Source organism: Celeribacter sp. PS-C1 (assembly GCF_019429625.1).
Lineage (GTDB): Bacteria > Pseudomonadota > Alphaproteobacteria > Rhodobacterales > Rhodobacteraceae > Celeribacter.
In genome coordinates this window covers 157,560-179,156 of sequence record NZ_JAHXRW010000009.1, presented here as the reverse complement: position 1 = coordinate 179,156, position 21,597 = coordinate 157,560, and the positions used below count along the sequence as shown (strand labels likewise).

The 21,597-nt window shown below is 58.4% G+C and carries 25 protein-coding genes; 11 read left to right on the top strand and 14 right to left on the bottom strand.

The annotated features are described in order from the left end of the window. Positions 1–331: 331 nt before the first annotated feature. Positions 332–1,150: a sulfotransferase family protein gene (locus J5Y17_RS14275; protein ID WP_219785916.1), complete on the bottom strand. Its 819-nt coding sequence runs from the start codon at positions 1,148–1,150 to the stop codon at positions 332–334. Between the two features lie 133 nt (positions 1,151–1,283). Between J5Y17_RS14275 and J5Y17_RS14270 the strand changes: the two genes are divergently transcribed. Both J5Y17_RS14270 and J5Y17_RS14265 read left to right on the top strand, forming a co-directional pair. Then, entirely contained in the window at positions 1,284–2,861 is a 1,578-nt protein-coding gene (locus J5Y17_RS14270) for a DUF5928 domain-containing protein (protein ID WP_219785915.1), read from the top strand. Positions 2,862–2,872: 11 nt separating this feature from the next. Beyond that, the gene (locus J5Y17_RS14265; protein WP_219785914.1) at positions 2,873–3,250 is read left to right on the top strand and encodes an HIT domain-containing protein; all 378 of its coding nucleotides are present in this window, start codon (positions 2,873–2,875) and stop codon (positions 3,248–3,250) included. A 78-nt stretch (positions 3,251–3,328) separates the two neighbouring features. On the opposite strand, the gene J5Y17_RS14260 is transcribed toward J5Y17_RS14265, so the two are convergent. Continuing rightward, positions 3,329–4,261 (bottom strand): ABC transporter ATP-binding protein, encoded by a 933-nt coding sequence (locus J5Y17_RS14260; protein ID WP_219785923.1) that lies wholly within the window; start codon positions 4,259–4,261, stop codon positions 3,329–3,331. 224 nt (positions 4,262–4,485) lie between these two features. On the opposite strand from J5Y17_RS14260, the gene J5Y17_RS14255 reads away from it, so the two are divergent. The 3 genes from J5Y17_RS14255 (at position 4,486) to polA (ending at position 8,130) form a co-directional block, all read left to right on the top strand. Continuing rightward, positions 4,486–4,668, top strand: coding sequence for a zinc-finger domain-containing protein (locus tag J5Y17_RS14255; RefSeq protein ID WP_167601541.1), 183 nt, complete (start codon positions 4,486–4,488; stop codon positions 4,666–4,668). Between the two features lie 108 nt (positions 4,669–4,776). Then, positions 4,777–5,199, top strand: a complete 423-nt coding sequence (locus tag J5Y17_RS14250; RefSeq protein ID WP_219785913.1) for a globin domain-containing protein — start codon at positions 4,777–4,779, stop codon at positions 5,197–5,199. A gap of 123 nt (positions 5,200–5,322) precedes the next feature. Next, positions 5,323–8,130: a DNA polymerase I gene (polA, locus tag J5Y17_RS14245; protein WP_219785912.1), complete on the top strand. Its 2,808-nt coding sequence runs from the start codon at positions 5,323–5,325 to the stop codon at positions 8,128–8,130. Positions 8,131–8,213: 83 nt separating this feature from the next. On the opposite strand, the gene J5Y17_RS14240 is transcribed toward polA, so the two are convergent. Continuing rightward, a complete protein-coding gene (locus J5Y17_RS14240) occupies positions 8,214–9,200 on the bottom strand; it encodes an adenosine kinase (protein ID WP_219785911.1) in 987 nt (328 codons plus the stop codon). Further along, positions 9,193–9,840: an endonuclease III gene (gene nth, locus J5Y17_RS14235; RefSeq protein WP_219785910.1), complete on the bottom strand. Its 648-nt coding sequence runs from the start codon at positions 9,838–9,840 to the stop codon at positions 9,193–9,195. Before nth ends, J5Y17_RS14240 begins: the two co-directional genes overlap by 8 nt. Positions 9,841–10,027: 187 nt before the next feature. Between nth and J5Y17_RS14230 the strand changes: the two genes are divergently transcribed. The 4 genes from J5Y17_RS14230 to J5Y17_RS14215 all read left to right on the top strand — a co-directional run bounded on the left by J5Y17_RS14230 (position 10,028) and on the right by J5Y17_RS14215 (position 13,327). Beyond that, positions 10,028–10,714: a Hint domain-containing protein gene (locus tag J5Y17_RS14230; RefSeq protein WP_219785909.1), complete on the top strand. Its 687-nt coding sequence runs from the start codon at positions 10,028–10,030 to the stop codon at positions 10,712–10,714. An 89-nt stretch (positions 10,715–10,803) separates the two neighbouring features. Then, a complete protein-coding gene (locus J5Y17_RS14225) occupies positions 10,804–11,706 on the top strand; it encodes a methylated-DNA--[protein]-cysteine S-methyltransferase (protein WP_219785908.1) in 903 nt (300 codons plus the stop codon). A gap of 79 nt (positions 11,707–11,785) precedes the next feature. After that, the gene (locus J5Y17_RS14220; protein WP_219785907.1) at positions 11,786–12,436 is read left to right on the top strand and encodes an OmpA family protein; all 651 of its coding nucleotides are present in this window, start codon (positions 11,786–11,788) and stop codon (positions 12,434–12,436) included. Between the two features lie 120 nt (positions 12,437–12,556). Continuing rightward, positions 12,557–13,327 (top strand): FadR/GntR family transcriptional regulator, encoded by a 771-nt coding sequence (locus J5Y17_RS14215; protein ID WP_219785906.1) that lies wholly within the window; start codon positions 12,557–12,559, stop codon positions 13,325–13,327. A gap of 105 nt (positions 13,328–13,432) precedes the next feature. Here the strand turns inward: J5Y17_RS14215 and J5Y17_RS14210 are convergent, their stop codons facing one another. The 5 genes from J5Y17_RS14210 to J5Y17_RS14190 form a co-directional block, all read right to left on the bottom strand. Continuing rightward, the gene (locus J5Y17_RS14210) at positions 13,433–13,990 is read right to left on the bottom strand and encodes a F0F1 ATP synthase subunit B (protein ID WP_219785905.1); all 558 of its coding nucleotides are present in this window, start codon (positions 13,988–13,990) and stop codon (positions 13,433–13,435) included. 4 nt (positions 13,991–13,994) lie between these two features. Then, positions 13,995–14,531 carry a F0F1 ATP synthase subunit B' gene (locus J5Y17_RS14205; protein WP_219785904.1) on the bottom strand — a complete coding sequence of 179 codons (537 nt, stop codon included), beginning with the start codon at positions 14,529–14,531 and terminating at the stop codon, positions 13,995–13,997. A gap of 108 nt (positions 14,532–14,639) precedes the next feature. Further along, on the bottom strand, positions 14,640–14,876 hold the full coding sequence (locus tag J5Y17_RS14200; protein ID WP_066608699.1) for a F0F1 ATP synthase subunit C: 237 nt from the start codon (positions 14,874–14,876) through the stop codon (positions 14,640–14,642). 61 nt (positions 14,877–14,937) lie between these two features. After that, positions 14,938–15,693, bottom strand: coding sequence for a F0F1 ATP synthase subunit A (locus tag J5Y17_RS14195; RefSeq protein ID WP_219785903.1), 756 nt, complete (start codon positions 15,691–15,693; stop codon positions 14,938–14,940). Further along, complete coding sequence (locus J5Y17_RS14190) at positions 15,683–16,057, bottom strand: AtpZ/AtpI family protein (RefSeq protein ID WP_219785902.1); 375 nt, start codon at positions 16,055–16,057, stop codon at positions 15,683–15,685. The genes J5Y17_RS14195 and J5Y17_RS14190 overlap by 11 nt, the downstream gene beginning before the upstream one ends. A 229-nt stretch (positions 16,058–16,286) precedes the next feature. Between J5Y17_RS14190 and J5Y17_RS14185 the strand changes: the two genes are divergently transcribed. Continuing rightward, positions 16,287–16,652, top strand: coding sequence for a helix-turn-helix transcriptional regulator (locus tag J5Y17_RS14185; RefSeq protein ID WP_219785901.1), 366 nt, complete (start codon positions 16,287–16,289; stop codon positions 16,650–16,652). On the opposite strand, the gene J5Y17_RS14180 is transcribed toward J5Y17_RS14185, so the two are convergent. Next, the gene (locus J5Y17_RS14180; protein ID WP_219785900.1) at positions 16,649–17,356 is read right to left on the bottom strand and encodes a helix-turn-helix domain-containing protein; all 708 of its coding nucleotides are present in this window, start codon (positions 17,354–17,356) and stop codon (positions 16,649–16,651) included. The genes J5Y17_RS14185 and J5Y17_RS14180 overlap by 4 nt on opposite strands. 170 nt (positions 17,357–17,526) lie before the next feature. Between J5Y17_RS14180 and J5Y17_RS14175 the strand changes: the two genes are divergently transcribed. Next, positions 17,527–17,805, top strand: a complete 279-nt coding sequence (locus J5Y17_RS14175; RefSeq protein ID WP_219785899.1) for a hypothetical protein — start codon at positions 17,527–17,529, stop codon at positions 17,803–17,805. A 248-nt stretch (positions 17,806–18,053) separates the two neighbouring features. Here J5Y17_RS14175 and J5Y17_RS14170 read toward each other — a convergent pair whose 3' ends face one another. The 4 genes from J5Y17_RS14170 to J5Y17_RS14155 form a co-directional block, all read right to left on the bottom strand. Then, positions 18,054–18,467, bottom strand: coding sequence for a universal stress protein (locus J5Y17_RS14170; protein WP_219785898.1), 414 nt, complete (start codon positions 18,465–18,467; stop codon positions 18,054–18,056). 83 nt (positions 18,468–18,550) lie between these two features. Then, positions 18,551–19,468: a DMT family transporter gene (locus J5Y17_RS14165; protein WP_219785897.1), complete on the bottom strand. Its 918-nt coding sequence runs from the start codon at positions 19,466–19,468 to the stop codon at positions 18,551–18,553. Positions 19,469–19,583: 115 nt separating this feature from the next. Next, complete coding sequence (locus J5Y17_RS14160; protein WP_219785896.1) at positions 19,584–20,477, bottom strand: LysR family transcriptional regulator; 894 nt, start codon at positions 20,475–20,477, stop codon at positions 19,584–19,586. A gap of 66 nt (positions 20,478–20,543) precedes the next feature. Next, complete coding sequence (locus J5Y17_RS14155) at positions 20,544–21,383, bottom strand: putative nucleotide-diphospho-sugar transferase (RefSeq protein ID WP_219785895.1); 840 nt, start codon at positions 21,381–21,383, stop codon at positions 20,544–20,546. Positions 21,384–21,597: the final 214 nt, after the last annotated feature.

Genomic DNA, 21,597 nt, shown 5'->3' with positions numbered 1-21,597 from the left:
CCGGCGCCAACACCGACGTCAAAGTCAGCCTCTCCTCCGCTCCGCGCTCCAACATCGAGTTCGTGCTCGTCGGCGCAAACGGTGCTGACCTGGCCGAAACCAACGTGAACAACATCCAATAAAGCGTTTCCCGCGCCCTGACACAGGGTGAGCGGGAAACATGACCGCACGTCTTTGACTGTGCCAGTCTCTCAAAACCTAGTCCCCCTCCGATTTTGAGAAACGCTTTAACGGGTGGTCCAGTTCGCTTTGGTTTGTTCAGGGCGAACGGGAGAAATGCCGCTGGAGGTCACTCCTGCGGCATTTTTTCTATCCAGAATACGAGCAAAAATCAGTCGCCGAGCTTGGCATGGACCTCTGCCAAATCGACCTCACCCAAGGGCATCTTATTACCTGGATTTTCAAAGTCATATTTGAACAGCTGGAAATCGCGCTTGTAGATTTCCCACATCAGATGCATCGACAAATCGTCAAAGTAATCCTCGACCGGATGCAGGCGTTTCGGCCCGTGACCTTCGGATTCGTTGAAGCGCGGGATTTGCGTCAGATCGACGGCATGCGGCGTCTCGATATGGTCGAGCACATCCTGCATGCCTTCGTTGAATTTCTCGGTGAAGAAAATCTTGTCATAAGTCCCGCCGTTCACGATGAAGGTCGAGACATGGCCGGACATGGCAGACCAGTGAATGTCCGGCTCCATCGGGCGCCGCCAACGGATGGTGTCGCGCACAAACAGCAGGAACCGCCGGAAGCTCGCGATCTGATCGAAGTCGTCCTTGCCGTCCGGGCCGCCAACCTCGATGCCGTATTTCTGAATGAGCTGCGGCACAAGATTGCCGCGATAGCGTTTGCCGTTGCGCTGAATGCCGCAAATCTTGTCGAAAAAGCTCGACAAGACGCGGGTGTATGGGTTGCGCACACAGGTGAAGGCGTAGCTTTTGTGGGCCTGCACATTGGCGTCGATCAGAGGTTGGCTTTCCTCTTGCGCCCATTTGTGCATGCGATCCTTGCTGTCGTGAATGTCGCCGTCGAAGAATTCGCCATGATCGGAATAGAACATAATCTGCCCGATGGTCGAGCAAGCACACTTAGGGACGACACGATAGACCACACTTTCGCTCTCGGTCATCCAAGTTCCGGGAAAGCCCATATTTACAACAACTCCTATTTGTCACGCAGAGCATGACCCTTTTCGCTTTAAAAGCAAATAAGCCTTGATTATTCAATGGTTGGTTACGCTTGCATGCGAACAATACGCTAGAAATGAGGTTACGGTTTCCAATATGGCACGAATTGCTTTCATCTTGCTGTGCCATAAAGACCCAGAGGCCATCATCGATCAGGCGCGTCGGCTGACGCGGGCCGGGGATTATATCTCGATCCATTTCGATGCGCGCGGCGGTAAAGAGATGTTCGAGACCATCAAGAAAGGCCTCGACCACAACCCCAACGTGACCTTCGCGACCAAGCGGATCAAATGCGGTTGGGGCGCATGGAGCCTTGTCGAGGCCACGCTCTACGCCATCGAGGCGGCCGAGCGCGATTTCCCACGCGCCACGCATTTCTACATGCTTTCCGGCGACTGTATGTCGATCAAGACCGCCGAATATATGCATGACTACCTCGACCGTGAGGACATCGACTTCATCGAAAGTTTCGACTTTTTCGAAAGCGACTGGATCAAGACCGGGCTCAAGGAAGAGCGGCTGATCTATCGCCACTGGTTCAACGAACGCACACACAAATGGCTGTTCTACCAGAGCCTGAACATCCAACGCCGGTTGGGGCTGCGCCGCGACATTCCTGACGATTTACAGATCATGATCGGGTCACAATGGTGGTGCCTGCGGCGTCGGACCATCGAATGGATTCTCGACTTTACCCGCCAACGCAAAGACGTGATGCGATTTTTCCGTACCACCTGGATTCCCGACGAGACGTTTTTCCAGACACTTGTGCGCCATGTGGTGCCGGAAAACGAAATTCGCACCCGCACCCAGACGTTTTTGATGTTCACCGATTACGGCATGCCGGTGGTGTTCTACAACGACCACTACGATCTGTTGATGTCACAGGACTATTTGTTCGCCCGGAAAATTTCCCCCGATGCCAAGGAACTGAAGAAACGCCTTGGCGATCTTTTTGCCGCCACTGGTGTCAATTTTCAGATCTCGAACGAGGGGCGGTCTCTGTTTCAGTTCCTCACAGGACGGGGACGCAACGGACGGCGATTTGCCCAGAGGTTCTGGGAGACCGAAAGTTCGCTTGGCCGCGACCGCGAGCTTTTGATGATCGTTTGCAAAAAATGGCACGTCGCCAAGCGCTTGGTCGCGGAGATCAAGAACCACACGGATATTCCCTGTCTCGAGTACCTCTTCAACGAGGAACACACCTACCTGCCCGATCTGGGCGGGATCGAAAAAAGCCTTGAGAAACGCACGCGGCACCGGCGCGCCTGGGTGCGGATGCTGTTCGACTATTTCGACACGGATCGGATGATCGTCTGCCTCGATCCGGAGGGGATCGATCTGATCCGCGATTTCTACGCCGACCGCTCCGGCACACGGCTTTTGGAGATCGAGTGCGAGTTCACCGACGACTATCTCGTTGGCCACGCCAAACGCACGGGGCTTGCGGGCGATCACACGCCGGACGACGCTCTGGCGCGACTTTTGCCGACGATCCGCTCGGATATGACGCATGAAAGCGATCAAATCCGGGACGCGAACTTTGAAAACTACGCCCGGATATCCCAATCCAACACGCCAGCGGAAAACGCAGCCCCCCTTGCGCGCTTCCTCGGCATCCCCGAAGATGAGGCGCGCGAGATCGTCTCGATGCATTACCTGTTTTCCGACTAAGCGAGCCCCTCATGCCCTACGCCTATGATGACCAGAACATCTTTGCCAAAATCCTGCGCGGGGAGATCCCCTCGACTCCGGTGTTCGAAAGCGAGCACACGCTGGCCTTCCCTGACATCACGCCGCAGAAAAAGGCGCACATTCTGGTGATCCCGAAAGGACCCTATCGCTGCTACGACCATTTCGTGCAAGCGGCCTCTGACGCGGAACAGCTCGACTTTTTCCGCTCTGTCGCAAAGGTGGCCGAGCAGATCGGCGTGGCCGAGTCTGCGGGCGGTCAGGGCTTTCGCCTCGTAACAAACTCCGGCGAACACTCGCATCAGGAAGTGCCGCATTTCCACGTGCATCTCTTGGGGGGCGAACCCGTGGGGCCGCTGACCTGCAAATAAGGCCGAGCCCTTAAATGACAAAACCCCGCCTGAGGCGGGGTTTTTTATTGAGTATTTTGACCAAGAAGAAGACAGGCTTTATTTGCCGGAGGTCAGCTCGACAAAGACGTCTTCGAGATCCGGCTCCATCGTGCGCACATCACCGATGGTGATCCCTGCCGCTTTCACGGCATCGAGAATCGCCCCGACCGAGGCCTGACCGCGCGAGAAATCGAACACGAAAGCCCCGTCGCGGCGGCGCTCCATCTTGACGCCCTCGGGCAGCGCAAAACTGTCGGGTGCTGCGCCGTCCGGTTCGATCACGAGTGTCTTCGCATCCATAAGCCCCAAAAGGTTCTTTGTCGTATCCTGCTTAATCAACTCGCCATGGTTGATGATTGCGATCTCGTCACACATTTCCTGCGCCTCTTCGAGGTAGTGTGTAGTGAGAATGATCGTCATGCCGCGCTCTTCGTTGAGTTTGCGCACATTGGTCCAAAGCATCTGCCGCAGTTCAATGTCGACGCCGGCGGTGGGTTCATCTAGCACGAGAATCTGAGGGTTGTGCACCAGCGCCTTGCCGAGCAAAAGACGCCGCCGCATGCCGCCCGAGAGCGTGCGCGCATAAGCATCAGCTTTGTCAGAAAGCCCAATGAGTTCAAGAATTTCATCCGTACGGCGATCCCGTTTCGGCACACCGTAGAGACCGGCCTGCACCTCCAGCGCACCACGCGGCGTGAAGAAGGGATCGAGGTTCAACTCCTGCGGCATCACACCGATCGCGGCGCGCGACTGGCGCGGGTTAACGTCCTGATCAAAACCCCAGATATTCACCTTGCCGGAGGTTTTTATCACCAGCCCGGCGAGAATGTTGATCATCGTCGATTTACCGGCACCATTCGGCCCCAAAAGGCCAAAGATCGACCCGGTGGGGATCTTCAGATCGACGCCTTTCAAGGCCTCTTTCGCAGGCTGTCCTGCCCCGCCGCCATAGGTCTTGCGCAGGGCTTCAATCTCGAGTGCGTAGCTCATGTTGCTCATGGGTCTCGCTCCTTGTGTTCCTTTTGCCTGCGCCGCAGATCGAGGCACGGTTGCCCCTTGTCCGTGCCGCCCGGATCGCTATCATGCAGCCCTGACTTAGGCGGTCTACGAGACTGCGGCAACCGCGTCCACCGCCAAGCCCCTTGCACAGACCCGCACAGGCCCCTGGGGATGGCGGGCGACAAAGCCGATGCGATAGCGAAAAGGACAGGACGATGACGATTCAAGCGCCGGAAACCGAAGTGGTCTCTACATGGAAAGTGGCCTGTGATGGCGGCGAAGGTGCACTTGGACATCCGCGCGTCTGGTTGGTGATCCCGCATGATACCGGCTATGTCGAATGCGGCTATTGCGACAAGAAATTCATCCACGAAAGCGCAAAGCTGAAAGACGCATAAACCTTTCGGCAAGTCTCTGAAACAACGCGGAAATGCCCTCGGCGTTTTCCCTTTGTTAAATTCCAGCGCCTAACCTCTCAGGCATTTAGTTTTTGAGAGGTTGGGACAATGCTCACGATCCAACAAATTACTTTGGTTCGAAATAATTTTCGGCGCCTTGCCCCTGTGCGGGTCGATGCTTTGCAAGAAGTCTACAAACGCTTCGCGGAGACCGCGCCCGAGTTTGACGGGCAATATCATACCTCCCTGACCGCGCGCGGACGAACTCTGGAAAGCATCATCGAGCTGTCGCTTTTGTCGCTTGATCACCCCGGTGCCTTGTTTGCCACGCTGCACAATCTGGGTCGGGAATATGCCAATTATGGCAGTTGGCAAGACAGTCACGATCTCATCATTGACCTGATCATCGATGTCTTCGCCGAACATACTGGCGAGGCTTGGTCGCTCGATCATGCCAGTGCGTGGCGCACAGTCTTGCAATTCATCGTCAAAGGCATGTTGGAAGGTGCGAAATCGCGCGCTGTCGCATAACCAAAGACGGCCGCTCCAATAAACCGCTCCCTTAGGCGATACCTGCTTGCAGGGGGCGCGCCTTTCCGTGCTATCAAGACGCAACTTTTGAGCACGGGTTAAGAGCAGAGGGAAAGACGCGTCATGACATTCGGCAAGGGCAGCCACCTTCACCTCATCGACGGATCGGCGTTTATCTTTCGCGCCTATCATGCGCTTCCGCCGCTGACGCGCAAATCCGACGGCCTGCCGGTGGGCGCGGTCAGCGGATTTTGCAATATGCTCTACCGCTATATTGAGGCCAACACCGGCGCCGATGCGCCCACGCACGCGGCAGTGATTTTCGACGCTTCGGGCAAGACCTTTCGCAACGATCTCTATCCGGCCTACAAGGCCAACCGCCCGCCCGCGCCCGAAGATCTGGTGCCGCAATTCCCGCTCACCCGCGAAGCCACCCGCGCCTTCAACGTCGCCTGTATCGAGATCACTGGATTTGAGGCCGACGACATCATCGGCACGCTCTCCCATCAGGCGCGTGACGCGGGCGGACGCGTGACCATCATTTCCTCGGACAAGGACCTGATGCAGCTGGTCGGCGGCGGCGTCGAAATGCTCGACCCGATGAAGAACAAACGCATCGATCGCGAAGGCGTCGAAGAGAAATTCGGCGTGGGCCCCGAGCGCGTCGTCGATGTGCAGGCACTCGCGGGCGACTCGGTCGACAACGTCCCCGGCGCGCCCGGCATCGGGATCAAGACCGCCGCCCTTCTGATCAACGAATTCGGCGATCTTGAAAGCTTGCTTGCCCGCACCGACGAGATCAAACAACCGAAACGCCGCCAGACTCTGGTCGACAATGCAGAGCTGATCCGCATTTCGCGCGATCTGGTCAAACTCGACTGCGACATGGAATTGGATTTCAGCCTCGAGAGCCTCGAGGTGCAGGAACCGGACACCGAAAAGCTCCTGTCTTTCCTGTCCGAGATGGAATTCCGCACCATCGTCAAACGTGTCTCCGAACGCTTCGGCGTTGACGCCCCTGCGATCCCCGAGGCCCCTGGCCCCGCCGCTGCGGACATGCCCGATGCGCCTGCCGCACCAGAGGCCAAGCCGTTTGACACCTCGTCCTACGAGAAAGTCTCCACAATGGGCGCGCTGGAGCGTTGGATCGACGCGATCTACGCCCGCGGCTACGTTGCCGTCGACACGGAAACCACCGGCCTCGACGAGATGCAGGCCGATCTGGTCGGTGTGTCTTTGTGTGTTGAACCGGGCGAGGCCTGTTACATCCCGGTTGGCCATACGTTGGGTGAGGACGATCTCTTCGGCGGCTCCAATCTGGTCGACGGACAGCTGTCGAAAAACATGGTTCTGGATGCGTTGAAACCGATGCTTGAGGACGACAGCATCCTCAAAATCGGCCAGAACATGAAATATGACGCCAAGATTTTTGCCCGTCACGGTGTGCGCGTTGCGCCCTATGACGACACGATGCTCCTGTCCTATGCCTTGAACGCCGGCATCCACAATCACGGTATGGATGCGCTGTCCGAGCGCTATCTGAACCACACGCCGATCCCGACGAAGGACCTGTTGGGCACAGGCAAATCCGCGATAACCTTTGACAAGGTGGAGATCGGCAAAGCGGTCGAATATGCCGCCGAGGACGCCGACATTACGCTGCGACTGTGGCAGGTTTTGAAACCGCGTCTGCACGCTGAGCGCGTCACCACCGTCTATGAGACGCTGGAGCGCCCGCTCTCGCCGGTTTTGGCACAGATGGAAATGGCGGGTATTCTCGTCGATCGCGATGTGCTCTCGCGCATGTCCAACGCCTTCGCTCAGAAAATGGCTGGGCTTGAGGCCGAGATTCACGAACTGGCGGGCGAGACATTCAACGTCGGCAGCCCCGCGCAGCTTGGCGAGATTCTCTTTGAGAAAATGGGCCTTGAGGGCGGCAAAAAGGGCAAGACCGGCAAATATTCCACCCCCGCCGATGTGCTCGAAGACCTTGCCACCGAGCATGACCTGCCCGCCCGCGTTTTGGACTGGCGGCAGCTCTCGAAACTCAAATCGACCTACACCGACGCGCTTCAGACCTTTATCCATCCCGAGACCGGCCGCGTGCATACCTCTTACGTGCAGACGGGCGCCGTCACCGGGCGTCTAGCCTCCTCTGACCCGAACCTGCAGAACATTCCCGTGCGCTCTGATGAGGGCCGCCGTATTCGCGAGGCCTTTATCGCAGCCCCCGGCAAGAAACTGATCTCGCTCGACTATTCCCAGATCGAGCTGCGAATCCTCGCCCATGTCGCCGGCATCGACAGCCTGAAACAGGCCTTCCGCGACGGGTTGGACATTCACGCCATGACGGCTTCCGAGATGTTTAACGTCCCGATCGAAGGCATGGACCCGATGGTGCGCCGACAGGCCAAAGCGATCAACTTCGGCGTGATCTACGGCATCTCCGGGTTCGGCCTCGCCCGCAACCTGCGCATTCCGCGCAAAGAGGCGCAGGGCTTTATCGACCGCTATTTCGAACGCTTCCCCGGCATCCGCGCCTATATGGACGACACGGTGGAGTTCGCCAAAGCGCATAAATACGTCAAAACCCTCTTTGGCCGCAAAATCCACACGCCGGAGATCGCCGCCAAAGGCCCGCAGGCAGGCTTCGCCAAGCGTCAGGCTATCAACGCCCCGATCCAAGGCTCCGCCGCCGACATCATCCGCCGCGCCATGGTCCGCATGCCGGATGCAATCAAAGACCTCCCCGCCACAATGCTGTTGCAGGTCCACGACGAATTGATCTTTGAGGTTGATGAAGACGCCTGCGATCAAGTGATCGAAGTGGTCAAGGATGTGATGGAAAACGCCTCCGATCCGGCCGTGAAACTCGATGTGCCCATCGAAGTGGACGCGGGCATCGGTGACAACTGGGCCGAAGCACACTGAGCCTGTCTTCATTGCAGCTCATATACTCAAAAACGGCGCGAGTTTCCTCGCGCCGTTTTCACATTCAAAGCATCAGAAAAGTCTTAAATCAGGCCTTCCTTCTGAAACAACTGCTTGAGATCCGCCTCTGGGCGCGGCCCGATGTGGGAGATAACTTCGGCGGCGGCGACACAGCCCATCTTTCCACAGGTCGCAAGGCTCTGCCCCGTCGCGTAGCCATAGAGGAAGCCCGCCGCGAATTGATCGCCCGCGCCGGTGGTGTCCACAGGCTGGATGCGCTTGACCGGCACCACGGCGTCTTGATCGCCCTGCACCAAAACCACGTCAGAGCCGGAGCGCGTACAGACCACGAGACCCGATTCCATAGCCGCCGTTTCCAGCGCCGTTGACAGATCTGTCTGGTAGAGGCTTTCCCATTCGTGTTCGTTGCCGATGACGAAATCCAGCTCTTTCACAAATGTCCGGAAATCGTCGCGATGACGGTCGACGCAGAACGGATCGGACAGGGAAATCCCGACCTTACCACCCGCCGCCTTGGTCAGTTTTGCGGCTTGGTCAAAGGCATGTTTGCCTTTCGGTTTGTCGTAGAGATAGCCTTCGAGGAACATGATCTCCGCATCGCCCGCGACCGCCTCCGACACATCCTCTTCGGAAATTTCCGACGAAATCCCGAGGTAGGTGTTCATCGACCGCTCACCATCCGGAGAGACGAAAATCATCGAGCGCGAGGTCGGAAGTTCCCCGCCCGGCACCGGCGCGTTGACGAAAGCGGTGCCATCGGCCTCCATCTCGGCGGCGTAAAACCGGCCCAGAGCGTCGTCATGCACGCGACCGATAAAGCCGGTTTTGAGGCCCAAAGTGCCGAGCCCGGCCAGAGTGTTTGCAACGGAACCGCCCGGCGTCTGCACCCGATTGGACATCGCGCCATAAAGCAATTCGCCCCGCTCGCGTTCGACAAGCTGCATGATGCCTTTCTCGATGCCCATGAGTTCAAGGAAACTGTCATCGGCCTGGGTGATCACATCGACGATGGCGTTGCCGATGCCGACAACCTGATAGGTTTTAGTCAAGGTTCTTCTCCTCGAACATGCACAGATCGCGGATCAGACACGCGCTGCATTTCGGTTTGCGCGCGACACAGGTGTAGCGTCCGTGCAGGATCATCCAGTGATGCGCATGTTGTTGAAATTCGGCGGGAATGTGGTCTTCAATGGCGCGTTCGACCGCCACCACATCCTTGCCCACGGCAACGCCGGAGCGGTTGCCGAAACGGAAAATATGTGTGTCCACCGCCTGCGTCGGCACATGCCACCACATGTTCAAAACGACATTGGCGGTCTTGCGCCCGACGCCCGGAAGGCTCTCCAAGGCGGCCCGCGACGAGGGCACGATGCCGTCATAGTCATCGACCAGAATCTGGCTCAACTTGATGACATTCTTCGCCTTATTACGGTAAAGCCCGATGGTCTTGATGTGCTCGATCAGGCCCTCTTCGCCCAGGTCGAGCATCTTTTGAGGCGTATCCGCGATTTTGAACAGCTCTGCGGTCGCCTTGTTCACGCCCTTGTCGGTCGCCTGCGCAGACAGTGCAACAGCCACGACCAGAGTATAGGCATTCACATGGTCCAACTCGCCCTTGGGCTCGGGCTCGGCGGCCTGAAAGCGCGTGAAAATCTCATGGATCGTATGGTAATCAAGCTGTTTGGTCATAGGGTTCTAATGCCTTGTCATGGACATCGGGGCAAGCCGTTCCTGACATGCGTCAAGTTTTCATAAAACTCTCCAAGAATAAGATGAAAATCCGCATCATTTTTCATAGAAAAGCCCGTCCGATTTAAGTCTCGCTTTAACCCTTGGCTGTATTCTCAAGGCTGAGATCTTTCAGCGGGACAAGAGAATGGACCCCTTTGCGACTTACGGCAAGACCGCGGGCGCGGCGCTCATGAATCAAGACGTCAGTGATCATAAGCACGCCGCATCCAGCTACGGCTTATCGGGCTTCGGCCCCGGCGTAATGATTGAAACCAGCGAGGGCCCGCAACCCGTCGAATGGCTACGGCCCGGGGATCTGCTGTTGACACACGATGACGGCTATCAGCCACTGATTTGGGTCGGTCGCAGTGCCGTGACGGATGCCTCCTTCCAGCCCCCCTTGCGCATCCATGCAGGTGCCTTTCGGAAACGCACACCTGAGCGCGACTTGATCCTCGCCCCCGGTCACCATCTCCTCTTGCGCTCTTCACAGGTCGAATTGCATTTCGCGGAAAACGAAGTGCTGGTGCCCTCCCGCGATCTCGCGACAGACACAGAAATCGACTACACGCCGCCTGTTCCGGAGTACGCCTATTGCCATCTATTGTTGACAGACCATCAGCTGCTCCTGACCGAAGGCGTCTGGACCGAAAGCCTGTTTCCCGACGAGGCAACTCTCTCCGCTCTGGGACCAAGCCCGGCTGCAGAGATCACCGCCAAGCTTGGTCCTGCTTTGATCCGCGCGAGGCGGGCACGTGTGACGCTTGCGCCCGGCGAGGCCGTGGTCTTGCAACCGCGCTCTGCCATCGCCGCGCGCCGCATGGCCGCGTAATCCGCAAGTTTCGGGTCGGCAATATCTTTGGGACAAGATAGTCTTTCCCTAACTGATAGTCCGTCCGATCCTTGCCCGGAGCCCGCCCGATGTCTGCGCAATCTCAAAATCTCGAAACCGCCCCTACGGCAGAACCGTTGGAAGATCGTTACCATTTCAAAGTTGTCCGCCGGGCCATCGACATCTTGGACCAAGCGGACCAATCGCTGTCCCTTGACGCACTGGCCGCCGAGCTGGGCATGTCGCCCTATCATCTGCAAAAGCTCTTTAGCCAATGGGCCGGCGTGTCTCCGAAACGGTTCCAGCAATATCTGACACTGGGCCACGCCAAAACTCTGATCGCCCAAAACCACAGTCTTTTGGACACAACCGGAGCTACAGGCATGTCAAGCACGGGGCGGCTGCATGATCTCTTCGTCCGCTGGGAGGCGATGAGCCCCGGCGAATATGCCCGCAAAGGCGAGGGTCTCACCATCTCATACGGCTGGTTCGACACGCCGTTTGGCCGCAGCCTCGCCATGGCTACACCGCGCGGACTTTGCGCCATTGCCTTTGCTTCAGAATGCAGGGACCAAGACGCTTATGCCGACTTGTCGGCACGCTGGCCCAACGCCAATTTCGAACATGCCCCCGAGGCGGTGCAGCCCTTTATGGAGGCCGCTCTTGGCGGCGGGGAAACCAAACTGCACCTCATTGGCGGGCCGTTTCAGATCAAGGTCTGGGAAGCGCTCCTGTCAATCCCGCCCGGACAGGTCACGACCTACTCCGACATCGCACGCGCCATCGGCAACCCAAAGGCTGTGCGCGCGGTTGGAACGGCGGTTGGGAACAATCCTGTGAGTTGGCTCATCCCCTGCCATCGAGTGCTGCGAAAAACAGGGGCTTTGGGCGGCTATCACTGGGGATTGCCGGTCAAACGCGCGCTTTTGGCCTATGAAAGCCTCAAAGCGGACGCCCTCACCTCTGAGCGAAAACCCGCCACATTTTCGTGATCGCGATAAATCCACCGTGCCAGAGGCGCGAGACGCAGGTAAAACCAGCGTCAAGAGCAGTTTCTTAAGGAGGATCCAAATGAAATCCCCGCTTTATATCGCTATCCCGCTGGTGGCCACGTTCGGCCTGACCGCTTGTATGGACGGCTACGACCCGAATTCCAAAACGACCCAAGGCGTCGCCCTCGGTGCGGCTCTCGGCGGCATCACCGCAGCCGCAACCTCCGGCGACAATGACAAGCTTGCCAAGGTTGCCGTGGGCGCCATGATCGGCGGGGCCGTGGGTGGCGCCATCGGTCAGCGACTGGACCAACAGGCCGCCGATCTGCGTCAGGATCTCGGCAATGACGACGTGAAGATCGTCAACACCGGTTCGCAGCTGATCGTGACCATGCCGCAGGACATCCTGTTTGCCACCGACAGCGCTGTAGTTGTCCCGTCGCTTCAGGCCGATCTGCGCAAACTGGCTTACAACTTGCAGGATTATCCGAACACCACCGTTCAGATCGTCGGCCACACCGACAACACCGGATCCGCGACTTATAACCAAGAGCTCTCGACCCGCCGCGCGACCGCTGTTGCGACCGTGCTGACCGCCAATGGCGTCGCCACGGGCCGTGTGCATGCCTATGGCCGCGGTGAAGATCAGCCGATCGCCACCAACCTTACGCCTGAGGGCAAGGCGCAGAACCGCCGCGTCGAGATCGTCATCACGCCGACGTCGGCCTGATCCCTCTCACATATGTTTCGAAAGGCCGGGCATGTCCCGGCCTTTTTCGTGCGCAGCCTTTTCTGTGGCTCCCCTTGCGGTCTGGTCATATAATTTGACCAGTCACAGCACGAGATCCCCATGCCCTTTCAAAAAGTCACTCCCGAGAAACTCAGCACCTCCGTGGCGCGTCAGGTCGAGCTTTTGATCCTGCGCGGGATTTTGCGGCCCGGCGAACGCCTTCCGTCTGAGCGTGATCTGGCGGAGCGGCTAGGCGTATCACGCCCCTCGGTGCGCGAAGCTGTGGCGGAACTAACCGAAAAGGGCCTGTTGGAGACGCGCGCCAATGCGGGCATCTTCGTCGCCGATGTCCTGGGCTCGGCCTTTTCCCCCGCTCTCGTCAAACTGTTCGGAAGCCACGACGAAGCAGTGTTCGACTACATCGCCTTTCGCCGCGACATGGAGGGGCTGGCCGCCGAACGCGCCGCAAAGATGGCGTCCGACACCGATTTGAAAGTCATTGCAACGATCTTTGAAAAGATGGAAGCCGCCCATCCGAAACGCAATCCGACCGAAGAAGCGCGACTTGACGCCGAGTTTCACCTGTCGATCATCGAGGCGTCGCACAACGTCATCATGCTGCACATGATGCGCTCAATGTTCGACCTGTTGCGCGAGGGCGTGTTCTACAACCGCTCTGTGATGTTCAAACAGCGCACCAACCGCGCCCAGCTTTTGGACCAACACCGCGCTATCCACGACGCGCTCCAAGCGCGCGATCCGGAGGCCGCCCGCGCCGCCGTCACTCGACATCTCGACTATGTGGAAGAGGCGCTCTTGGACCAGCAGCGGTTCGAGCGCAACGAAGAGATCGCAAAGCTCAGGTTCGAACACGAACAGGCGCGCGGTTAATTCCCGGATGGGTCTTCATCGTAGACCAAATTAAAAAAGCCCCGCCAATTTGGCGGGGCTTTCTATCAGGGTCTGTCTGATCCGGTCAGGAGATCACACAAAGACTTAGTGCAGTTTGTCACCAACTTCGGCGATCGACGTGTCGATCAGGGCATTGGCGTCCGCAGCGGTCATGTTCTTCGCAATCACGTCGGTCGCAGCAGCAACGGCGACGGAAATAGCCGTGTTACGAACTTCACGGATCGCGGCAGCTTCAGCAGCACCGATTTGCTCTTCAGCAGCAGCGAGGCGGCGGGCGATGGAGGATTTCAGATCCTCTTTCGCTTTCACCGCAGCAGCTTCTGCGTCTTTCTTCGCCTGAGCGACGATGGCGTCGGCCTGATCCTGAACTTCTCGCTGCTTGCGCTCGTAGGAGGCAAGGATTGACTGAGCTTCTTCGCGCAGCGCACGGGCTTCGTCCAACTCGGACTTGATGCCTTCTGCGCGCTTATCAAGCATGCCACCGATCATCGACGGCACTTTCTTCCACAGAAGAATACCGATGAAGACCAGGAAGCCCAGAAGCACGACGAAGTTGGTGTTCTTCAGCGAGAAGAACGGACCGGTTGCCGCGAAGGCCGGGCTGGCAGCGGTGAGGGCGAGGAGGAGAGAAAGTTTTTTCATGTCCTTAGCCTTTCATCCGTGCGGTGACAGCGGCCGTGATCGAACGCGCATCGGCGGAGGTGCCCATGGCGGCGACGATTTCCTTGGCGGTGTCTTTGGCCACGTCTTTGACGCTTTCCAAAGCTCCGTCGCGGATATCAGCGATCGCTTTTTCGGATTCGGCGGCTTTCGCGGAGATCTCTGCATCGGCCTTGGCGGTCGCAGCGTCGAGATCAGCCTGAATGGCCGCACGGGTTTCATTGGCGATTTGCTGGGCTTGAGCTTTCGCTTCAGCCAGAGCAGCATTGTACGCCTCTTCCGCTTCTTTCGCTTTGAGCTTCAGCTCTTCAGCGGCGGAAATATCATTCATGATCGTGCCGGAGCGCTCGGCGAGCACCGTGGAGATGCGCGGCAGGGCGATCTTGGACAGCACGAAATAGATCACGACGAGCGTGACCAGAAGCCAGAAAATCTGGTTGGGGAAAGTGGAGAAGTCGAGCTGCGGCATGCCGGCTTCTGCGGCGCCGTGTGCGGCCTCTGCCCCGTGTGTTTCGGTTGCCATCTTGTCCTCCTGGCTCTGACCTGTGTCTCCCAAAAGGGAGAGACCCCTATATTACGCGAGGGTGGGACTAAACAAAGTCCCACCCTGCCGTAAGGATGGAGCGTCGGATCAGACGGCGAACATCAGGAGCAGAGCGACGAGGAACGAGAAGATCCCCAGAGCTTCTGCGAAGGCCATGCCGATGAAGAGCGTCGCGGTTTGCGAAGCAGCGGCGGACGGGTTGCGCAGAGCGCCGGAGAGGTAGTTACCTGCAACGTTGCCCACACCCATTGCTGCGCCGCCCATGCCGATAGCGGTCAGACCAACACCGATGTATTTGCCGAGTTCTGCGATATTGCCTTCCATTGTGGTATCTCCTTACGTTGGAATTGGCTGGAATTGAGTTCGAACCTGAGTGCTTGCGGTCTTAGTGGACCGGGTGCAGCGCGTCTTTCAGATAGACACAGGTCAGAATGGTGAACACGTAGGCCTGGATGAAGGCCACGAGGATTTCGAGACCGTACATGGCGGTGATCGCCAGAACGGAAACCGGGGAGATCGCAGCGATAGCGGCGAAACCGGCGAAAACTTTGATCACGGCGTGACCTGCCATCATGTTACCCGCAAGACGGATGGAGTGGCTGACGGGACGCACGAAGTAGGAGATCAACTCGATCACCGCGAGAAGCGGGCGCACGGCCATCGGCGCGGAGCTGACCCAGAAGAGAGCGAGGAACTTGGTGCCGTTTTTCGCAAAACCGAGGATGGTCACGAAGAGGAACACCAAGAGAGCCAGAACGCCGGTGACGGCGATGTGGGAGGTCGTGGTGAACGAGAGCGGCAAAAGGCCCAGCATGTTCGAGAAAACGATGAAGATGAAGAGCGTCATCACATACGGGAAGTATTTCACGGCATCTTTGCCGGTCACGTCCTCGATCATCTTGTAAACGAAGCCGTAGGTCAGTTCCGCGATGGACTGGCTTTTCGACGGCACGATGGCGCGGCCACGGGAGCCGACGACCAGCAGAAGGATAACGCCGATGACGGAAATCGCCATCCAGAGCGTCACGTTGGTGATGGTGTACCAATGCACTGCCCCGTCGCCAAAGAGCGGCGTGACCTTGAACTGGTCCATCGGGTGAAACACCAGGCTGCTTTCCGAACCGTGAGCCTCAGTCGCCATGTTTGTCCCTCTCAGTACCTGCGGACGTCTCCGCGTTGTCATCTTCGGCCGCGTTCTGTTCAGCGACCTGTTGTTTTTCAATGTCCCGCGCGGTGCGCATCATCGTCTTGACGCCGGCCGCGAGGCCAAATCCGATAAAGATCACGAGAAACAGGGGCATTGTGCCCAAAAGCTTATCCAGCCCGTATCCCATGCCGAAACCGATCAGAAGACCGGCCACAAGTTCCGTCACCATCCGCCAGGCCATGTTCGCCTGAGAAAAGTGTTCTTCGCCGCGGGAGGTTTTAGGCTTTTGCGCCTCTTTCACCCTCGTCAGCCGCTCTTCCAAAGCGCGCAAACGCTCGGGATCATGCGGTTCGGACATGTGAAAGGCCCCCTACGGTCAGTTGCGGGCAAGCTATGCGGGGGAGGGTTTAGAGTCAACGCGGAATTGACCCTTTCGAAAACCAGTTAAGGCATTGAGTTTATTTAGAGTTTAAACACCATAGGAAACACAAGATCACCACAAAGGGCACCGTTAGCGCAAAAGGCTCGCGTTTTCGTTATTCAACCAAATGGTTGACCAAACTCGCCCGCGCGCCTATCGGCAAGATATGACAAACACCCCGACGCATGATCTCGACCTCATCTTCGCAGCCCTTGGAGACCCGACCCGTCGGGCCATCCTGTCGATGCTGTTGGAGGACGACATGGCGGTCACCGACGTGGCCGACCCCTTCGAGATGTCTTTGGCGGCGGTGTCCAAACACCTGACAATCCTCACCCGCGCAGGCCTCATCGCGCAGGAAAAGCGGGGGCGGGTAAAGTGGTGCAAGCTGGAGCCGGACGCGATGCGCGCGGCCTCTGTGTGGATGCAGGGCTTTGGACAATTCGACGAGATTGATCTGGACGGGCTGGAACGGTTTCTGGAGCGCGAGTTGTCGCCTCTTTCTGGCGCAGAAGACCCGGACCCACGCTAACCCGCCGCGCGATAGGCAAGACGGTTCTCACACATGTATTCGGTCTGGATCAGCCAGTCCGGCATCGTGCGCGCCAATTTGGCGTCTCCGCTCAGATATAGCCGCTCCGACTCCAACTCCCGTTCGATCGACGTCCGGGCCAAAAGAATCGCAGTGAGCGAGGGACTTGTGGTTTCGACATAGAGATGCACGTCGAAATCCGGAATCTCAGTACAGATCTCAATTGTCCCCTCCTCATGGATCAGTGCCCAATAGGTATCGTACTCGAGCCCCTCGTCATTGAAATGAAACCTGATCACCACGCGCTTTCGTGGCAGGAGCGCCGGATCGATGTGCTCCCGCATTTTCCACATCAGGGTCTCGACATCGACGCCGGAGACAACGGTTTCCGCCTTCACATACTCTTGTGACCAGTTTGCCAAGGCATTGAGCGCTGGCTCCAAAGCAATCGCCATCGGGGTTCGAAAGTAGTCCACCGTGCCTTGCGCCCGATCCTCAACCCGTTCGACGAGACCGAGCGCCTCCAACTCTTTGAGCCGCTTCGACAGGAGGCCGGGGGAGATATGACCGACGCCACGTCGGATGTCGTTGAACCGTGTCGATCCGCACCATAGCTCCGCCAGGATCGGGATGGTCCAGCGCGGCTCCAGAATTTCGCAGGCTTTGGTGATCGGACAGATCAGCCCATAAGGTTTGATCGACATGGCGGCCTCCTCTTCTCACAAGGCTAGGCGAAAACACCGATGTCAGACCAGTTCAGAATCTGTATCGGGCGTGGTTCACATCCTGCACTACGCACCCTGCCCCACCGTGTTGCACAGTCAGACCACACGCTCAGAACCACAAATGAGCGCCTCTGAGAAAGGCCGCACACATGACATATACACTTCCTTTCAAGGCATATCTCTCCGCCCACACCCTGCCGCTCTCCGGCTTCTTCGCCAAGTTCAGACCCCACCTGTCGCGCCGCTTGCCCCAACCGCATCAATGCGCAGGCGATGGCGACACGCTCCCGCCCGAGGGGTTGTGGGACGATCTTGGCCTCACAGAACACCAACTGCGCAAGATGGCCGGACGCGCCCAGCACCAGACTCTGCCGCATCCCACCACCAGACACGACCTCGAGGCCGCGCGGCGGTTTCAGTTTTATTGATCGGATTTTATGAAAAAGCCGACGAGGCTTCAAAGCCGATGCCCGAAACAAAAACACGCGGAGCATCACTGCTGCGCGTGTTTCTGACTTGTCTGTCGCGTGTCGGCGACGATCAAAAGACAAAGCTCAGGATCGCACCAACAACCACGACGAGACCAACAAGGTAGATGATGGAGTTCATGACTCTTCTCCGTATGTGTTCAGTTAGAGACACAACACAGGAGACGGGCCAAAAGTTCCCTCGGGCCTTATCGCACCACGAACACCGACATCTTGGCGTGCGATGCAAGCGTGCCGGCGTTCGAGCCAAAGATATATTCGGCAAAGCCCGGCACATGGCTGGCCATGACCACCAAATCAGCGCTCAGCTCATCGCTGACCTTCATAAGCAGCGCATCAAGATCGATCCGCAAGTCGGTTGCGATCACCGGATGGGGTGTGACGGGCCGCCCGTAACGGTCAGACAGGTCGGCAGCGAATTTCTCAAGCGCTGCCTTATATTCGGCTGGTGTATGCCCCAAGGCGTGCGGTGTCTCGGGGGCGACCCCCACCACATGCACAGCAGAGTCGTATTGTGCGGCAAGGTCACCTGCGACACTCAAAGCCTTTTCGAGACGGTCAACATGGCCGAGATCAACGGGGATGACGATTGTTTTAAACATGGCTCCTCCTTCCAAGCTGCCTTTTCAGACTGCTTCCAGCATACCAGAAACAGACGGCCGCTGATTTGCGGGAGGTCAAACCGTTACGCTTCGTGCTTGAGCAACAAATAAAGCGCGAGGATCGTCAGGCCGATGCCGCCAAAGACCAAGGCGGGCGGCGTCCCGTGGCCCAGCGCGATTTCCCAGATGATGACCCAAGAAGGCACGAGATAGGTGTAGGCCATGACCTTGGCCGCCGCCAGCCGCACGGAGGCATAGGCCAGAAGCGAGGCCGTGATCGTAGTGGCGAAGATCGTGATATAGCCCAGCGTGAACCAGACGATCGCAGGCAGGTTCGCCCAATCGGTCTCAAGCACATCGCGCCATCCGAAGAGGAAAATCGCGATGGAGGCAGAGGCGAGGATGAAGAACGTGAACACCAATGTGCGTTCGCCACGATGGAAACGGGGCACCAACGGCGTGTAGAGCGCGTGGGCCACCACGCCGACGAAATAAATCGCCTCGCCCCGCCCGACGTGAAAGGCCAGAGCCGCCTGAATATCGGCCCGGAAAATCACCCAAAGCGCCCCCACGGCCCCGATGGTCAGGGCGATGGCGATGCGGCGCGTGGTGATCTGACGCATGATCATATAGCCGAAACCCGCGGCGAGAAGCGGCGTCAGCGTAAAGACAGCGGCGGCCGAGACCGGCTCTGCGGTTTTCAGGCCGAAGAACATCATCACAAAATAGAGCGCGAATATGCCGCCCAAGATGAGATAGCGCCACGGCTGGCGCGTCGCTTCGCGCGGGATGCCGCCCGTGACCATGGCCAAAACACCGATCACAATAGCCGCCGCGACGAACCGCACACCGTTGAGCGCCAAGGGCGTGATCTCATTGGCAACCATGGCGCCCAAAGAGAACGACCCGGCCACGAGACAGGAAAAGGTGAGCATCGCCAGATGGCCATTGCGGCGATCCTTGGCGGCAGCAATATGGGGCACGGCGGCGTGTCCTCTCATAAAATCAAACGAATGCGCGTGTTTTAGCGACTGCCGCCGACAAGGTCCATGAGCCGCTTTCGCACAGGCTCCCCGCGCATTCCGTCAGAACAGACGTCTATTCGCCGATCTAAAGTTAGGACTGAGGCCATTCTTTCGCGCGCGCCTTCAGGAAGGTCAGGAAGGACTGAACCTTTGGCGTGCGGTGCAAATCGACATGGGTCACCAACCAGTTCTGGCTTTCCCATTCCGGTTGCGGTGGCATGATCTGAACCAGATCGGGATTGTCATGCGCCATCCACGTCGGCAGGAACCCCGCGCCTGCGCCCGCAAGGATCGCATCGGACATCGCCGTCATATCGGAGGTGCGGAACACGATCCGGTCCGAAGGCACATGATCGTTCATCCAGACCATGAAGGGCGCGCGGGAATTGACATCATCAAGCGAGACAAAGCGCAATTCATGCGCCAGCGCTTCGCCCTCGCCCTGCGGCGCCCCGAAAGCGTCGATGTAGCTTTGATGGGCGTAAAGGCCGAAGCCTTGGCGATAAAACGGCTGCACCACATTGTCGGGTTCCTGCGGCGGCTTGCCGCCCCGGATCGCGATATGGGCCTCGCCATACTCAAGACGAAACACCCGCTCGCCCGCGAGATAGCGCACGGTGAGACCGGGGTGATCGCGCTGGAACTCGGCCAGCACCGGCGCCAAGAGCGGCCCCATCCCTGGCAAGGAGGTCACAACCAACTCGCCAACCACCTCTTCGCCCCGGCCTTTGATCCGGGACACGAGTTGAGAGAATTGATCGTCGGTGGTCTGTGCCACTTTCAACAGGTCGATCCCCGCCTCGGTCGGCGTGTAGCCGCGGGCGTGGCGCTGGAACAGCTTGACGCCCAGACGGCCCTCGAGCGCATCAATGTGGCGGATCACGGTGGCGTGGTGGACGCCAAGCGCCTGAGCAGCGCCGGAGACGGTGCCCATTTTTGCGACCTGAAACGCGGTGCGGAACTCATCCCAATTTTCGACGGACATAGTGGCCTCATGTGCAGAGGGGAACGGTTGGCGCCGATCATCGTGAGACCTGTTCGGAATTACAAGCTATTTTGCAGCGGAGCGGTTTCTTAATTCGGCCCAGACCCGCGCCGCCTCCGGCAAATCCGCGTCTTTGGCCCATTCTTCGGCCAGAGCTTCGCGCTCGACCTTGAGAAGCGCTTCCAGGGTTGCGATCCGGACACCGCGCGCCTCATCGCCCTGTCCACGCATATGATCCTGAAACCGATGCGAATGCAGGATGGTCGGCACGGCGTCCAAAGGCTCCCAGGCATCGAGCATGGTCACCCGGCGCAGATTGAACTCCGGCGGCAGGACATAATAACGCAGATCGCTTTCCCAGAGCAGGTCCTTCAGGATGATCTGATCGCGATGAATGTCGTCGTCGGCAAAGAATCTCTCGGCCCAGTCATTGAGAAAGTCCAGCATCTCGGGGCTGTTGCGATAGAGGAAGACGCCGGAATTGTGCTGAGGAAAGGCGTAGGGCGTGGTGTGATCCCGGCCCTGCCGAATAAGCGCCCAGTCGCGGCGCACATCATGGCAGAGCGCACATTCGAAGCGGTCGAGAATCCCGAAGAGATCGCCCAGAGGCGCTACAAAGAGCGTGTCACTATCGACGTAAAGCGTGCGCTCGAACCGGCTCGCGGGCATGGCGCGGAGTTTCTCGCGCGGGTGCATGTCGTAGCTGGCGGTGACCCGATCAAACAGCCCGGAGGGCAGGTTTTCCGGCAGGTCCGTCACCAGATCGATGGCAATTCCGGGTTCATGGTCGCGCAAAGAGCGCGCCGATTGAATGGCCAGATCGACATAATCCTCGCCGCCCGCCACATAGAGCACACCGCAGGTCAGGCCGTCCTGTTCAGAAATCGCAGGCTGTAGGTCTTGCATCCGTCCCTCCCACCGGGTTCATAAACGGGCTCATAAGGAGTGTAGCGCAACAGACCCCGCAATCCAGTCGGCCATATGCGCTTTGTCTTGACTCCGCATACGCACGCGCGTAGAGACCGGATCAAATTTCCCGGAAGTGTGCATCTTCCGGTCCTCAGGCCACAGGCCAGGATCGCCCCCCGTCAGCGTTATACGCCCACGGGGGCAAATGTGC